Below are 15101 nucleotides of genomic sequence, written 5' to 3'. Positions count from 1 at the left end.
CAGTCCGGCCGCCGCGGCCTCCAGGGCGCCGGCGTCGCGCGCGAACAACGCCACCCGGACGCCCTCGCCCGCGAGGGCCTGCGCGGTCGCCAGCCCGATGCCGCGGCTCCCACCGGTGACGATCGCCCGGCGCCCGTTCAGTTGCAGATCCATGATTCCCACCGTGCCGCAACGATGGCGGGACCGCAGGCGTCTACGGTGTGCGGGTGGCTGAGCCGATCGACTCCGTGCTGGTGGTCTTCAACCCTGGTAGTACGGGGGACGCCGACGTGCTCGCCGAACAGCTGCGCGACGAGCTCGGCTCCGCCCGGCCCGAGCTGGCCGTGCGGCTGGTGCCCACCGAGTACGCCGGGCACGCCCGCGTCATCGCCCGCGAGGCCGCGTCCGCCGGCGGGCGCCCGCTCATCGTGTCGGCGTCCGGCGACGGCGGCTACAACGAGGTCGTCAACGGGATCATGGACGTCCCGGGCACCGACGCCTCGGCCGCCGTCCTCGCCGCCGGGAACGCCAACGACCACGACCGCGTCACCGCACGCCGTCCGCTGGTCGAGGCGATCCTCGACGGCCGCCCCGAGCCGATGGACCTGCTCGAGATGCACCGCGACGACGACCCGCCGCACTACGCGCACTCCTACATCGGGTTCGGGCTCACCCCCGTCGTCGCGCTGCAGATCGAGAAGGGCGGCAAGGGCAGCATCCGCGAGGTGATCACCACGGTGCGAGCGTTCTGGGCGTTCACCCCGTTCGAGGTCGAGTTCTCCCGCGGCGACCGGCGCCGGATCGACAACCTGGTCTTCGCCAACATCGGTGAGATGGCCAAGGTCGCCGAGCTGTCGGCCACGAGCCGTCCCGACGACGGCCGGTTCGAGGTCGTGCTGCTGGAGCACCGTCCGAAGTGGAAGCAGCTGTGGGTGGCGGCCCGGGCGGCGTTCTCCGGGCTCGGCCGTCAGCCCGCGACCTCGGACTTCCGGTTCACCGCGTGCGGGCCGATGCCGGTGCAGATCGACGGCGAGGTCGACGAGGTCGCCGGCGGCACCGCGATCCGCGTCCGCTGCGCGGCCGGGGCACTCAACGTCGTGCGCTGACCCCGCCGTGCTCACGGGGCGAGCGTGAACTCCACCGCGCCGAGGTAGTCGCCGAAGCTCGCCCGCACCCGGGCGCCGCGGTGCACGGGCATCGGGACGGTCGTCGTCCCGGTGGTGACGACCGCGCCCGCCTCGAGCCGCAGGCCGTAGCCGGGCAGGACGTCGGCGAGCCACGCCAGCGCGACCCACGGGTCCCCGAGGACGGCCGCGCCGGATCCGGCCGCCTGCTCGTCGTCGACCTGCAGGGCGGTCGGGGTCGCGGCGAGGTCGAGATCGAGGGCGCCGGGGAGCTCCGGGCCCAGCACGAACCGGCCGGCGCACGCGGCGTCGGCCATCAGCGACGGCGCCCCCGCCGCGACGAAGTCGGTGAACCGCGACTCGGGCAGCTCCACCGCCCCGTGCACGGCCGCGACCGCGGCACGCAGCTCCTCACGGGTCGCGTCGGCACCCACCGGCGCACCCATCACGAACGCGAACTCCGCCTCGGCGACGGCCATGTGCAGGTCGTCGGAGGGCACCACGTCACCGGGGGAGTGCCGGAACCGCTCGAACAGCGCCCCCGGCAGCGGGGTGTCCACCCCGATGTGGGCCTGCCCGGCGGGCGCGGTCGCCGCGAGCTTCCAGCCGTAGGACGGCCCGGCCCGCTCCGACAACCTGCTCTGCGCGGTGAATCCCTCGGCCAGGCTGCGCGGACGTAGCAGCTCCGGCAGTGCGGCCATCCGTTCGCCGGTGGTCCAGGCCTGCCACAACGCACCGGCGGTGCCGTCGGCCCGCACGAGGTCGACGGCGGTCGGGTCCATGCCCGCGGAGCTGTTCTCGGCACTCATCGGGGCGGCATCCTGCCAGGGCCGCGGGTCAGCCGTCGTCGCCGGTCCGGGCGCGCAGCACCTCGGCGACGCGGCGGACCCGGTCGTCGGCGAGCGCGTCCTCCAGCGACACCGGCAGCGGGATCCGCCAGTTCGGGTACTCGTCGACGGTGCCGGGCAGGTTCGGCTGCCGCGTCTCGCCCAGCACGTCGTAGAGGGAGGCCAGGACCAGCCGCGACGGTGCCGACGCCAGCAGCGCGTGCAACGCGACGACGATCGTGTCCTCGTCGGTCTCGTCCGGGGAGTCGAGCAGCCCCTCCGAGGTCAGCAACGCCAGCAGCTCGTCCCGTTCGGCTCCGGCCCTGGCCTCCTCGGTCGTCGGGTCGTCGAGGAGCCCCAGCTCGGCGCGCACCCGCACCTGCTCACCGGCCAGGAACCCGGGCGCGGTCGGCAGGTCGTGGGTGGAGATCGTCGCGACCGACCGCTCGGGCCAGCGACGCGGCGGGCGGAGCGGGCCGTCGTCGCCTCCGGTCACCGGATCGGGGTCGCGGGAGAACCACAGCACCGTCGAGCCCAGCAGGTTCCGCTCGGCCATGTCCTCGCGGATCCGCGGGATCACCGTGCCCAGGTCCTCGCCGACGACCAGCGCGCCCGCGCGGTGGGCCTCCAGCAGCAGCACCGCGAGCATCGCGTCGGCGTCGTAGTGGACGTAGGTGCCGCGGTCGGCCGTCTGCCCCGCCGGCACCCACCACAGCCGCCACAGCCCCATGACGTGGTCGATCCGCAGGCCGTCGGCGTGCGCGAGCAGCGCGCGGACCATGTCGCCGAACGCGGCGTAGCCGGTGTCGGCGAGGCGGTCCGGGCGCCACGGCGGCAGGCCCCACGTCTGGCCGCGCTGGTTGAACGCGTCCGGCGGGGCACCGACCGTCGCGCCGAGCGCGAGCACGTCCTGCAGCATCCACGCGTCGGCGCCCTCGGGGTCGCAGCCCACGGCGAGGTCGTGGATGACACCGACCGGCATCCCCGCGTCCTTCGCCGCGGCCCGGACCCCGGCCAGCTGCGCCTCGGCCTGGCGCTGCACCCAGGCGTGGAACGCGACGCGCGGCGCCAGTTCGGCACGGGCGGCGGCGACGCCGGGGGCGTCGGGACGACGCAGGTCGTCGGGCCACAGCGACCAGCGGCCGCCGTAGCGCTCGGCCAGCGCGCAGTAGGTCGCGAAGTCGCGCAGGTCGGTATCCGGGGCGCCGTCGGGGTACCCGGCGCTGCGCCACAGCGCCTCCAGCGCGGACCGCTTCGCCGCCCAGACCCGGTCGTGCGCGATCCGGTCGCCGGTCGTCTCCGGGCGCAGGGCGTCGACCTCGGCGCGGGTGGCCGCGTCCGCGGCGGCGTAGGCCGGGAGGTCGGTGACCCGCAGGCTCAGCGGGGTGGCGTAGCGGCGCGACGACGGTGTGTACGGCGACGGCTGCACCGGCGGCACCGGGGTGATCGCGTGCAGCGGGTTGAGCAGCACCGCGCCCGCGCCGTGCCCGCCGCGGATCAGCGTGGTCAGGTCGCCCAGGTCGCCGATGCCCCACGAGTCGCGCGAGTGCAGGGCGTAGAGCTGCAGCATCCAGCCCCACGTCCGCGGCGGGTCGGGCAGCGTGGGCGGCGCGACGACGACGTGGGCACGCCCGGCTGTCGTCTCGCACGCGTAGCGGCCCGGCTCCAGGCCGGCGGGGAGCTCGCCGTCGACGTCGCAGGCCCATCCCTCGTCGCCACGCGCACCGTCGACGGCGGTGAGGCGACCGCGGCCGGGCACGGCGCGGGAACGGTCGCTGCGCAGTCCGATCGTCGGCGGCAGCGCCCCGGCGCCGGCGCGCTCGCGGGCCCCGGCGAGCGACACCCGTTGCGCCTCGGGGGAGGCGACGTCGACCTCCAGCAACCCGAGGACGGTGCGGACCACCTCCGCGTCGATCGGCTGCTCGGTCCTGCTGCCGTCGAGGTACGAGGTCGCGACGCCGTACGCGTCGGCGATCTCGGCGAGCTCGGGGGTCACCGGGTCGCTGGTCATGGGTCGATCCTGGCGGATGAGCGGCCGCCCGGCCCGGCCGCCCGGGGTGATACGGGCAACCGCCGCGACCGACACGCGGGACGCCTCCGATCGCCCCCGGTCAGGGGGTCCACGGTGCTACGGTGCGTCGCCGGATGCGCCGACCGGGTCACTGTGGCCGGCCGGGCAGCGGGGCCCGGCGACGGGCACCTCCTCCCGGACCGCACCCTGTCGTGGTCGACGGTTCGCGCAGCTCCGGCAGGAGGACTTCCAGATGTCGACGTGGGCCCTGCTCGGGCTGGTTGTGGTGGTGGTGCTGGTGGCCGTCGGGATCGCCGGGTTCCTGCGGTGGGGGCGGGGCCGGGAGGACGACGTCGCGTCGTCCGAAGGGGACCGTCCGCGCACCGTCGCCGATCTCGTCGACCGCCGCGCCCGCGGCCTCGACGACGGGCCCGGCAGGCCCGCGCCCGACCCGTCTGCGCCCCCGGCTTCTCCGACGCTTCCGGTCGACGATGCCCCGGAGCCCGTGGTCGACGAGGATCCGGCCGCTGACCCTGAGGTCGTCGGGTCCGACGCCGCGGTGGACGACGGTCCCGACGACACGGTCTCCGCGACCACGCCCGTCGCCGCGGTCCGTCCGCAGCAGGAGCGCCCGCGGCCCCCCGCCGCGGAGGACACCGCCCCGGACGTCGGGCCGTCGTCGTCGGCGCCCGACATCACCGATGCGGTCGGCGCGGCCGATCCCACCGACGAGCTGCCGGCGGTCCCACGGGTCACGCCCGACGTGAGCGCGGGTCCGGTCGGCCCGCCCTGGTCGCGCGGGTTCAAGGACGGTAAACCGCTCGAGCCCGTCGAGGCGTCGCCGGCCCGGCCGACCCCGGCCCCGACGCCCTTCGTGCGACGACGGCCGGTCGCGGACCCCGCTGCCCGTACCGCCGACGAGGCGACCGCGGCCACCGGTACCGGCCCGGACAGCTCGGCGCCCGACATCAGCACGCCCACCTCCGGGACCGCGGTCGTGGGCGATGCGTCGACGACCGCGTCCGAGGCGCCCGCCGCCGCCTCGACCGGCGTCACCGGGTCCACCGGCGTCACCGGGGACGTCGCGTCCGTCGGGGACACCGCCTCCGCCGGGGACACCGCCTCCGCCGGGGACACCGCCTCCGCCGGGGACACCGCCTCCGCCGGGGAGGAGGCGGACGAGTCGGTCGACGAGGCCCCGCCCGCCGCCACGACCCACTCCCGCGCGCCCTTCGACCCGGACCTGGTCCGGCGGGTCACGGCGCTGCCGTCGGAGCGCACGTCGGTCCGCGCCCCGGCCGACCCGGACACCGAGCGGGAGTTCCGCGAGGCCCGGGACCGCATCTCGACCCCGCACACCTGGGCGGGCCGCGTCCCCGAGCAGGCCGGCGCCCCCGAGACGGCCGGCGACACCCCGCCGGTGAGCCGGATCCCGTCGATCGGGCTCGCCGCCACCGGCGCCCGAGCCGCCCGCGAGACCGGTGACAACCCCGAGCCGCCGCCCCGTCCCGCCCCGCGGGTCCTGCGGTCGGCGCATCCCGGGAGCGGACCGCGGCACCTCGCCCCGCCGCTGCGCGGGACGTCCGGGAGCGACAGCGGGCCCCACGAGGACACCGCTTCCCCCGAGGACACCGCTTCTCCCGAGGACACCGTCGGGTCCGGCAGGACCGGGGACGCCGGTTCTCCGACGGGCTCCGGCGGCACGGTGACCACCGACCGCACCGCCGGTGCGGTCGACGCCGTCGACGTCCGTGGTCCGGCCGGGCACACCGACGCCTCCGTGCCGGACACCGGCGAGCGCGAGGCCCCGACCGGGGGTGCGGCCGGAGCCGAGACGACCGACGACGCCACGTCGGACGAGGCCACGACGGACGACGTCCCGGACCCCACCACCCCGGAGCGGGCCACCACCGCGCCGGAGGCCGAGGAGACACCCGTGCACGCCGGCCCGACCACCGCCACCCGCCCCGACCGCGCCGAGGACGTCTCCCTGTCCGTGCTCCGGACCGGGCCCGCGCCGTCGGCGATCGTGCCCGACACGGCACCACAGGAGATCGAGGTCCGCGTCGTCGACGCCACCGACGCCCCGCTGCCCGGCGTCGAGGTCGCGCTGCGCGACCGCTCCGGCGGGCCGATGGGCTCCGCCACCACCGACGCCGACGGCACGGCGCACGTCACGGCGCCGGGCGCCGGGGCGTTCGTCGTCGTCGCCCGCGCCGACGGATACCTGCCCGGCGTCGCCACCTGCACCGTCGGCGACGACGCCGCCGACACCACCCTGCGCCTGGCCGCTGCCGCCGCCGTCCACGGCTCGGCGCCCGCGGGCACCGGCGTCGTGCTCTCGCAGGACGGCGAACCGGTCGCCTCGACGACCGCCGCGGCGGACGGGACCTACCGCCTCGCCGACCTCGACCCCGGTCGCCACCTGCTGGCCGCGGGCGACGGCCCGGGCGTGGAGGTCGACCTCGTCCCCGGCGCCGACGAGCGGCGGGACCTGGCGGGCTCGTGACCGGCACCACGGAGGTCCACGGCCGGCTCCCCGGCGTCGGCGGTGTCGAGCTGTTCTGGCAGGGCCGCCTCCCCGAGGGCGACCCGAGCGGCGTCCTGCTGGTCAGCCACGGCATCGGTGAGCACTCCGGCCGCTACGACGCCGTCGTCGACACGCTGGTCCCGGACGGCTGGGCCGTGTACGGCCTCGACCACCGCGGCCACGGCCGCTCCGGCGGCACCCGGGTGCACGTCCGCCGCTACGACGACCTGCTCACCGACTTCGAGACGTTCCGCCGCGAGACGATCGCCCGCCACCCCGGCGTCCCGGTGTTCCTGCTCGGGCACAGCCTCGGCGGCCAGATCGCGCTCGCCTACGCGCTGCGCCACCAGAACCGCCTCGACGGGCTCGTCCTGTCCGCGCCCGCACTGGCCTCCGACGCCGTCCCGGCCGCGCTCGTGCCGCTGCTGTCGGTCGTCGCGAAGGTCCTGCCCACGGTCCGCCCGGTCGGGATCGACACCTCCGCGATCAGCTCGGACCCGGCTGTCGTCGCCGACTACGACGCCGACCCGCTCGTGCACCACGGCCGCCCCACCCTGGCCCTCGGCGCGGAGATCTACCGGCAGATGGCCGAGCTGCCCGTCCGGGCCGCCGAGCTGCGGGTCCCGCTGCTCGTGCAGCACGGGACCGCGGACCGGCTGACCGACCCGGCGGGCACCCGGTTGCTCGACGAGCGCTCCGGGTCCGCCGACACCACCGTGCTCTGGTACGACGGCTTCTGGCACGAGATCTATCACGAACCGGGCCGGGCGACCCCGCTCGCGGACCTGCGCGACTGGCTCGACCGGCACCGCGACGCGGCCCGCCCGGTGACCTGACCCGACCGATCCCCGCCTCACCGCGCCGGACCCGCCCGGTGGTGCGATCCTGGGGCCGGTACGGCGGAACAGGGGTGGCTCGCACGGTGGAGCGGATCGACCGGCGGACGGAGGACGAGTACGTCCCCGTCCGCGACCTGCTGGCGACGATCGACTGGTCGGCGACCCCGCTCGGCGTGCGCGACACCTGGGACCGCGAGCTCGAGGACACCATCCGGTTCATCCTGGAGAGCCGCCAGCCGCTCGTCGCGTGGTGGGGACCCGAGCTCGTCCTGTTCTACAACGACGAGTTCGCCGGGCACTGCGGGCTGCGCCACCCCGGGTCCTTCGGCATGCCCCTGAGGGAGGGCTGGCCGGAGATCACCGCGCATCTCGGGAGCCGTCTCCACGAGCTGCTCTCCGGGGACCGCGAGGGCATCTACCGCAGCGACCACCGGATCGTGCTGTGGCGCTGGGACACCCCGGAGGTCACATGGTGGACCTACTCCGCCACCCCGGTCCGCGGTCCCGACGGCGGCGTACTCGGCCTGATCGTCTTCACGGCCGAGACCACCCCGCAGGTCGTCGGAGGCCGGCGGATGGCGCTCCTGGCCGCGCTCGGCGAGGTGGCCCGGGACGCACCGACGCTGGACATCGCGGTCGAACGGCTCACCACGGTCCTGACCGACCTGCCCGACGACGTCGGCTGCGCCGTGGTGACGACGGTCGGCGCCGACCCCGGCCCGCTGGCCACCGTCCGCATCGACGCGCCGCCCGCGGGCTGGCTCCGCGACGACCTCGACCCCGACCACGCCACCGACGTCGAGTTCCTCGCCGTCGACCCGGTCGCGGTCCACGGCGATGACGGCGTCCCGGTCACCGACGTCGTCCGGGCGACGGTGCGCACCCCCGACGGGTCGGCCGGCATCGCCGTCGTCATCGGGGCGCCGCCGTTGCTGCCGCTCGACGAGGACCACCGCTCGTTCCTGCGGCTGATCGCGGGCACCGTCGGCGGCCTGCTGACCGCCGCGCTCGCCCGCGACCGCGAGCGCGACCGGCGCGACGACGCCGGGCTGATCGAGCAGGCCCGCGCCGAGTACTACGCCGGCCTCGGCGACGAGTTCCGCGACCCGCTGACCCTCGTCCTCGGACCGCTGGAGCGGCTGCGCGACCACGACGACGCCGCCGTCCGCGCCCAGGTGGAGCTCGCGCAGCGCAACGCGCAGCGGATGCTCAAGCTCGTCGACGGGCTGCTGGACGTCTCCGCGCTGCAGACCGGCAAGCACGACGGCCTGTTCGCCCCGACCGAGATCGGGAAGACCACCACCGCCCTGGTCGAGGCGTTCGCACCCGTCGTCGCCCGGGCCGGGCTGGAGCTGTCGGTGTCCTGCCCTCCGCAGGCCCGGCCGGTCTGGGTGGACCGCGACGCCTGGGAGAAGGTCGTCCTCAACCTGCTCAGCAACGCGGTCAAGTACACCCGCGAGGGCACGATCGCCGTCGACCTCGCCCAGGACGGCGAGCAGGTCGTGCTGCGGGTCTCCGACACCGGCGCCGGCATCGTCGACGGCGAGCTCGACGCGGTGTTCGACCGCTTCCACCGTCCCTCCCGGCGGCACGGCCGCAGCGGCGACGGCAGCGGCCTCGGCCTGCCGCTGATCCGCCAGCTGGTCCGTCTGCACGGCGGCACCATCGGGGTGACCAGCGAGCCCGGCGCGGGCAGCACGTTCACCGTGCGGCTGCCGCTGGGCTTCGCCCACCTGCCCCCCGAACGCCTCGTCCGGGCCCGGGTCGGGTCCCGCACCGCCCCGCAGCTCGCCGCGCCCTACGTGGCGGAGGCGCTGCGCTGGCTGCCCGACGCCCCCGAGCCCGCGGGCGCCCCACCGGTCCTCGCCCGCGGCCGCTCGGTGGACGGGTCGGTCGTCGACGGGCTGGAGGTCGACCACCGCGACCGGGTGCTCGTCGTCGACGACGACCGCGAGATGCGCGGCTACCTGCGCGACCTGCTCGTCGAACGCTGGACCGTCCGGGTCGTCGCGGATGGTGCGGCCGCACTGGAGTCCGCCCGCACCGACCCGCCGGACCTGGTCGTCGTCGACGCGGCGCTGCCCGGCAACGGCGGCATCGAGCTCCTGCGGGCGCTGCGGTCGGACCCCCGCACGGTCGGGGTGCCGGTCGTGCTGCTGTCGTCGCGGGCCGGGGAGGAGGCCGCCGTCGAGGGCTTCGCCGCCGGCGCCGACGACTACCTGGTCCGCCCGTTCTCCGCCCGCGAGCTGCTCGCCCGGGTCGCGAACCACCTGCAGCTCGGCCGTGTCCGCCGGGCCGCCGAGCTGCAGTTCCGGGCCATGGCCGACTCCACCCCGGCGCTGATCTGGGTCGACGACCCGGGCGGGCACCGGTTGTTCGTCAACCGGGGCTGGCTGGACTTCACCGGCGTCGAGGACGCGGCGCAGGAGCTGGGCCACGACTGGCGCCGCCGCATCCACCCCGACGACCGCGAGCGCTACCGCTCGGTGACCTCCGCCGCCGCCCGCGCGCACGCGCCGTTCGAGGTCGAGTACCGGCTGCTGGACCGGGCGGGCCGCTACCGCTGGGTGCTCGACCGCGGCGCCCCCGTCCGCGACGGCGAACGCTCCGCGGGCTACGTCGGCGGATGCCTCGACATCGACGTCCAGCACCGTGAGCAGCGCAGGCACCGTATCTACTCCGAGGTCGCCGAGTCCCTGGAACGGGAGATCACCCGCACCGGGCGCACCGACCAGCTCGTCCGCGCCGTCGTCGAGGACCGGCTCGCCGACATCGCCGTCGTCCACGACGCCGACGCGGTCACCGGCATCGGCACCCTCGCCGTCTCCGCGGAGCGCTCGGCGCTGGAGCCCTCGCTGTGGCGGCTCGCCCCGCTGGTCCCCGCCGACGACGACGGCCGCCCCGAGATCCTCGACGCCGCCCACCTCGACGAGGTCCTGAGCCGGCTCGCGCCCACCCAGCGCCGGGCCTGGACCCGGCTGCGCATGACCTCGGCGATGGTCGTGCCGCTGCCCGCCCGCGGACGCACCAGCGCCGTGCTGACCGTCGTCCGCACCGAGTCGGGCGACCCCTACACCGACGACGACCTGGACCTCCTGTCCGAGATCGGGCGCCGGGCCGGGCTGGCCGTCGACAACGCCCGCCTGCTGGAGCAGGAACGAGCCTCGGCCCAGCGCCTGGGCCTGCTGCACCGCGCCACCGCCAAGATGTCGGCCGCGGCGACCCCCGGCGAGGTCGCCGCGATCGCCGCGGACCACATCGTCGACCTGCTCGACGCCGACCACGCCGGGCTCTGGGAGATCCGCGGGGAGTGGCTGCAGGCGCTCACCGGCCACGGGTGGGACCGCGACATGTGGCAGCGCGCCGCGCGGATCCGGGTCGACGCGCCGCTGGCGTTCACCGAGGTGCTGTCCGGGCACGAGCCGATGTGGTTCACCACCGCGCACGAGTGGGCGACGCGCTACCCCGCGGCCATCGGCATCGAACCGGACCACGCCCAGACCATCGGCTACCTGCCGCTCGTCGCCGGCGGGCGCTCGCTGGGGGTCCTCGCCGTCGCCATGCTGACCGAGCGACGACTGTCCGACGCGGACAAGGAGGCGGCCGTCGCCGTCGCCGAGCTCGCCGCACAGGCGCTGGACCGGGCTTCGATGCTGGAAGCCGAGACCGAGGCCCGCCGGCTGGCCGAACGCCTCGGCGCGGTCGCGACCGGGCTGGCCCGGGCCACCGACCTGGAGTCGGTCGCCGAGGTCGTCGTCGAGCACGGCCGGATCTCGGTCGGGGCCGACGCGGTCGCGGTGCTCGTCGTCGACGAGGGCGGCGCGCTCTCGCTGCTCCGCGAGACCGGCTGGCCCGCCGACGGCCCGCCGATGCGCACCCCCGGCCGCGCGCACCCGCTGAGCCGCGCGGTGAGCAGTGGCGAGCCGATCTGGAACGCCGGCGGGCCCGCCGACGGCGAGGTGCTGCGCTACCCGGTCCATACCGCGGTACCGCTGATGGTCGCGGCCCGCCCGATCGGCGTCATCGGGCTGCGTTTCGAGACCGAACCGGTGTTCACCCCCGAGCAGCGCAGCTTCGTGCTGACCCTGGCCAACCAGTGCGCGCAGGCGATCGTCCGCGCCCAGCTGCACCAGGCCGAGCACGAGGTCGCGGTCACCCTGCAGCGCAGCCTGCTGCCCCAGCGCCTGCCCGACATCGAACGGCTGTCGCTGGCCACCCGCTACCGCCCCGGCACCCAGGGCACCGAGGCCGGGGGGGACTGGTTCGACGTCCTGGACCTCGGCGACGACCTGGTGGCACTCGTCGTCGGCGACGTCGTCGGCCGCGGCCCGGCGGCGGCCGCGGTGATGGGTCAGCTGCGGTCCGCGGTCGCGTCGAACCTGGTCAACGGCCAGCCCCCGGCGCGGGCGCTGGAGCAGCTCGACCAGTACGCGCTGCGGGTGCGCGGCGCGATGGCCAGTACCGTGGCCATCGCGACGATCGACACCGGCACCGGCGAGATGCGCTACGCCAGCGCCGGCCACCCGCCGCCGCTGGTCGCGGGCCCGGAGGGGGTGCGGACCCTGTCCGAGGGCCGCGGCGTGCCGCTGGGGATCTCCGGGCGGCCCCCGTTCCCCGAGGCCGTGGACCGGATGGAGCCCGGCGAGACGATCCTGCTCTGCTCGGACGGCCTGTTCGAACGCCGCAACGAGGTCATCGACGACGGCCTGGCCCGGCTGTCCGCCGCGTTCGACGAGCTGTCCGCCGCCCAGCCCCGCGACATGGCGGACACGCTGCTGCACCGCATGTCCGAGGGGACGGTCATCCCCGACGACACGGTCGTCGTCGTCGCGCGGCTCATGCCGCCGCCGCTGCGGATCGCGATCGAGGCCGACCCGAAACGGCTCGCCCCGCTGCGTCGCGCGGTGGCCGCCTGGGCCGCGCAGTGCGGGATGGGCCCGGACGCGGTCAGCGACCTGCAGCTGACCGTCGGCGAGGCCGCCACCAACTCCATCGAGCACGCCTACCTGCCCGAGGACACCGACGGGCGCGCCGGGGTCGACCTCGACCTGGCGCTGACCGCGGACGGCTCGGTCGCGGTGCGCGTCACCGACGGCGGACGCTGGCGGCCCCCGCCGCCCGACCCCGGCTACCGCGGCCGCGGCATCGCGCTCATCCGCGAGCTCGCCGGGGACGTGCACATCGATCCGTCGGACTCCGGCACCACCGTGCGGTTCCTGCTGCCCGCGATCCCGGTCGAGGTGGGCACCCCGGGCGCGGGACCGCCGGTGGAGTTCGTCGCCGGGGAACCCGAACCGGACCGCGACCGGATCGACACCCCGTCCGGTGACGGCGACGACGGCACCGTCCGGGCCCGGCTGCGTGCCGTCCCGGACGCGCACGGTGTGCGGATCGGGATCGTCGGCGACCTCGACCTCGGTGGGGTCTCGGCGATCCGGGCCCCGCTGATGGAGCACGTCGACCGCGGGCTGCCGATCACCCTGAACCTGCCGGGGGAGGCGTTCGTCAGCAGCGCCGGGATGGCCCTGCTGTCGGAGGTCGCGCGCCGGATGCGGACCAACGGCGCGGCGCTCACCCTCGTCGCACCCGCGGGCAGCCAGGCCCGCCGCTCGCTGGTGCTGTCGGGGCTCGACACCGTCATCGGCATGTCCGACGACGACGGTGCCTGACCCGCCGACCTGTCCGGACACGCGCGGGGTCCTCCCGCGGGCCGGACGGCGGGTTGAAACCGTGCCCACCGCTGTGTTGCCATCTCCGGCATGAGTCAGGCAGCGACCCTCGGACCCCTGTGGGGTACCCGTCGCGCCGACCACTTCGACCAGGGCTGTCGCCCGAGCTGAGTCCCCCGACCACGCTCGCCCGATCGTCCCCTGGAGCACCACCGTGTCCGCGCCTGCCTCCCCGCCCGCGTCCCGCCCCGCCCGCCTGCGCGTCCCGCACGCACGACCCGTCACCGCGCCCACCCCGTACGGCCTCGAGGACCTGCAGGAGCTGACCCGTGAGACCGCCGCCGAGGTGCGCTCCGGACGGCACGAGGTCGTCGTCGACCGGGAGCGCCGCTGGTACCGGCTGCTGCGCAGCGACGGCTTCGTCGACGTCTGGCTGATCAGCTGGTCCACCGAGCAGATCGCGGATCTGCACGACCACGCGGGCTCCCTCGGTGCCCTCACCGTGGTGTCGGGCTCGCTGACCGAGCGCCGCTGGAGCGGGCCGTCCGGGCTGCGCACCCGTACACTGCGTCACGGCCGCGGCGCCGGCTTCCCGCTGGGCCACGTGCACGACGTCGCCAACACCGCCGACGACCCCGCGGTGAGCGTGCACGCCTACTCCCCGCCGCTGTCGGCGATGTCCTACTACGACGTCGAGGACGTCGCGGGCACCACCGGCCACCAGCGGCTGCGCCGCACCCGCACCGAGCTCGTCGAACCCGGCCGGGGTGTCGGATGAGCCGCACCGTCGCCGATCTGCTCGCCGCCGCCCGCGCCCGGCTCGACCGGCCCGGCCCGCGGCGTGCCGCGGAGCTCACCGCCGCCGGGGCGCACCTGGTCGACACCCGGCCGGGGTGGCAGCGCCGCGAGGAGGGGCAGATCCCGGGCGCGCTGGTGATCGAGCGCAACCACCTGGAGTGGCGCCTCGACCCGACCTCCGACGCCCGGGTCCCCGAGGCCGTCGACCACGACGTCGCCTGGGTGCTGTTCTGCTCGGAGGGCTACAGCTCCAGCCTGGCCGCCGCGTCGCTGCAGGACATCGGGCTGCACCGGGCCACCGACCTCGACGGCGGCTTCCGCGCCTGGGCCGCGGCCGGGCTCCCGGTCGAGGCCGGTCAGGACGGCCCGTCCGACGCCACCCGTCCGCCGGACAGGCGCGCGTCGAGGTAGCCCGCGACCAGCGCGGTCAGCTCGTCGACGACGACCGCCCGCGCGAACCCGGGCCGCTCCAGCACGAACCCGGTGGTCAGGTGCTCGACGGTCCGCACGACCGTCCACGCCGCGGCCCGCGCCGCGTCGGTGTCCCCGGCGCCGCGGGTGAGCAGCACCGTGGTGACCAGGTCGTCGATCCGGCCGGCGAACGCGGCCCGGCGCCCGCCGGGGGAGCGCGGCAGCTGCTCGACGATCACCCGTAGCAGGTCCGGCTCCTCGCCGAAGGTGTCGAGCAGCGCCTCCAGGGTCGCGCGCACCGCCGGAGCGGTGCCCGCCCCCGGCCCGGCCGCGGCGACCGAGTCGAGGAACGCGCGCGAGACGCGAGCCTCCATCGCGTCGAGGTAGCGGTCCAGCACCTCGGTCAGCACCGCGTCCTTGTCCGGGAAGTACTGGTAGAGCGACCCGGGCGACACCCCGGCGGCGGCCGCGATCCGGTTCGTCGACGCGCCGTCGTATCCACGGGTGACCAGCACGTCCCGGCCCGCCGCGACGATCCGCTCCACCATCGCCCGGGACCGCTCCTGGCGCGGCTCGCGCCGCCGGGCCCCGCGCCCGCTCACCGGGCGCCCCGGAACGCGCGTTGAAGGCGAGCATTCGCTCGTGTCAGCATCGGTCCATGCTGGCAGAGCCGCCCGTCGCCCCGCGACGCTTCCGCAGTGCGCCCGAGCGTGCGGCGCGCATCGCCCGTCCGCTCGGCCTGGTCGCCGGGGTCCGCGACCACGATCCCGCGCTGCTCGCCGAGATCGGCCGCCGGATGCTCACCCGCGACGAGACCGGCGCCGCGCTGGCCCGCGCGATGGGACGCGACCGCGACGAGGCCGGCCGCGCCGGGACCGGCCGTGTGACCATGCGGGCGTTGCACACCGCGCTG

At 76.2% G+C, this 15101-nt stretch carries 10 protein-coding genes and 1 pseudogene; 7 read left to right on the top strand and 4 right to left on the bottom strand.

The window, feature by feature from the left end; translation table 11 throughout:
- Positions 1–153: SDR family NAD(P)-dependent oxidoreductase (locus GTW08_RS00355; RefSeq protein ID WP_161151223.1), on the bottom strand; the 153-nt coding region annotated here is incomplete at its 3' end.
- Between the two features lie 53 nt (positions 154–206).
- Between GTW08_RS00355 and GTW08_RS00350 the strand changes: the two genes are divergently transcribed.
- Positions 207–1085 (top strand): diacylglycerol/lipid kinase family protein, encoded by an 879-nt coding sequence (locus GTW08_RS00350; RefSeq protein ID WP_073577949.1) that lies wholly within the window; start codon positions 207–209, stop codon positions 1083–1085.
- A gap of 11 nt (positions 1086–1096) precedes the next feature.
- Here GTW08_RS00350 and GTW08_RS00345 read toward each other — a convergent pair whose 3' ends face one another.
- Together GTW08_RS00345 and malQ are read right to left on the bottom strand one after the other, a co-directional pair.
- Positions 1097–1912 carry a 2-keto-4-pentenoate hydratase gene (locus GTW08_RS00345; RefSeq protein WP_237453419.1) on the bottom strand — a complete coding sequence of 272 codons (816 nt, stop codon included), beginning with the start codon at positions 1910–1912 and terminating at the stop codon, positions 1097–1099.
- Between the two features lie 28 nt (positions 1913–1940).
- On the bottom strand, positions 1941–3941 hold the full coding sequence (gene malQ, locus GTW08_RS00340; RefSeq protein ID WP_161151222.1) for a 4-alpha-glucanotransferase: 2001 nt from the start codon (positions 3939–3941) through the stop codon (positions 1941–1943).
- 253 nt (positions 3942–4194) lie between these two features.
- On the opposite strand from malQ, the gene GTW08_RS00335 reads away from it, so the two are divergent.
- The 5 genes from GTW08_RS00335 to GTW08_RS00315 all read left to right on the top strand — a co-directional run bounded on the left by GTW08_RS00335 (position 4195) and on the right by GTW08_RS00315 (position 14188).
- Positions 4195–6450: a carboxypeptidase regulatory-like domain-containing protein gene (locus GTW08_RS00335; protein WP_161151221.1), complete on the top strand. Its 2256-nt coding sequence runs from the start codon at positions 4195–4197 to the stop codon at positions 6448–6450.
- A complete protein-coding gene (locus tag GTW08_RS00330; protein WP_073577915.1) occupies positions 6447–7307 on the top strand; it encodes an alpha/beta hydrolase in 861 nt (286 codons plus the stop codon). The genes GTW08_RS00335 and GTW08_RS00330 overlap by 4 nt, the downstream gene beginning before the upstream one ends.
- Before the next feature lie 74 nt (positions 7308–7381).
- Positions 7382–12979, top strand: a complete 5598-nt coding sequence (locus GTW08_RS00325; RefSeq protein WP_161151220.1) for a SpoIIE family protein phosphatase — start codon at positions 7382–7384, stop codon at positions 12977–12979.
- Between the two features lie 214 nt (positions 12980–13193).
- Entirely contained in the window at positions 13194–13757 is a 564-nt protein-coding gene (locus GTW08_RS00320) for a cysteine dioxygenase (RefSeq protein WP_139282994.1), read from the top strand.
- A complete protein-coding gene (locus GTW08_RS00315) occupies positions 13754–14188 on the top strand; it encodes a rhodanese-like domain-containing protein (RefSeq protein ID WP_073577912.1) in 435 nt (144 codons plus the stop codon). Before GTW08_RS00320 ends, GTW08_RS00315 begins: the two co-directional genes overlap by 4 nt.
- Here GTW08_RS00315 and GTW08_RS00310 read toward each other — a convergent pair.
- Positions 14134–14790 carry a TetR/AcrR family transcriptional regulator gene (locus tag GTW08_RS00310; RefSeq protein ID WP_202416194.1) on the bottom strand — a complete coding sequence of 219 codons (657 nt, stop codon included), beginning with the start codon at positions 14788–14790 and terminating at the stop codon, positions 14134–14136. The two genes, GTW08_RS00315 and GTW08_RS00310, sit on opposite strands and share 55 nt — an antisense overlap.
- A 56-nt stretch (positions 14791–14846) precedes the next feature.
- Here GTW08_RS00310 and GTW08_RS00305 point away from each other — a divergent pair.
- Positions 14847–15101 (top strand): annotated as a pseudogene (locus GTW08_RS00305) (DUF2236 domain-containing protein); the annotation flags it as partial.

It is taken from the genome of Pseudonocardia sp. SID8383 (assembly GCF_009864975.1).
Taxonomy (GTDB): domain Bacteria; phylum Actinomycetota; class Actinomycetes; order Mycobacteriales; family Pseudonocardiaceae; genus Pseudonocardia; species Pseudonocardia alni.
Note: the sequence above shows the minus strand (reverse complement) of the source record. Positions and strands in the feature narration are given on the sequence as shown.

What these genes read in the sequence shown, in the direction of transcription:
- GTW08_RS00345 (WP_237453419.1), bottom strand. Translation starts at nt 1,912, where the DNA reads ATGAGTGCCGAGAACAGCTCCGCGGGCATGGACCCGACCGCCGTCGAC.
- malQ (WP_161151222.1), bottom strand. Translation starts at nt 3,941, where the DNA reads ATGACCAGCGACCCGGTGACCCCCGAGCTCGCCGAGATCGCCGACGCG.
- GTW08_RS00335 (WP_161151221.1), top strand. Translation starts at nt 4,195, where the DNA reads ATGTCGACGTGGGCCCTGCTCGGGCTGGTTGTGGTGGTGGTGCTGGTG.
- GTW08_RS00315 (WP_073577912.1), top strand. Translation starts at nt 13,754, where the DNA reads ATGAGCCGCACCGTCGCCGATCTGCTCGCCGCCGCCCGCGCCCGGCTC.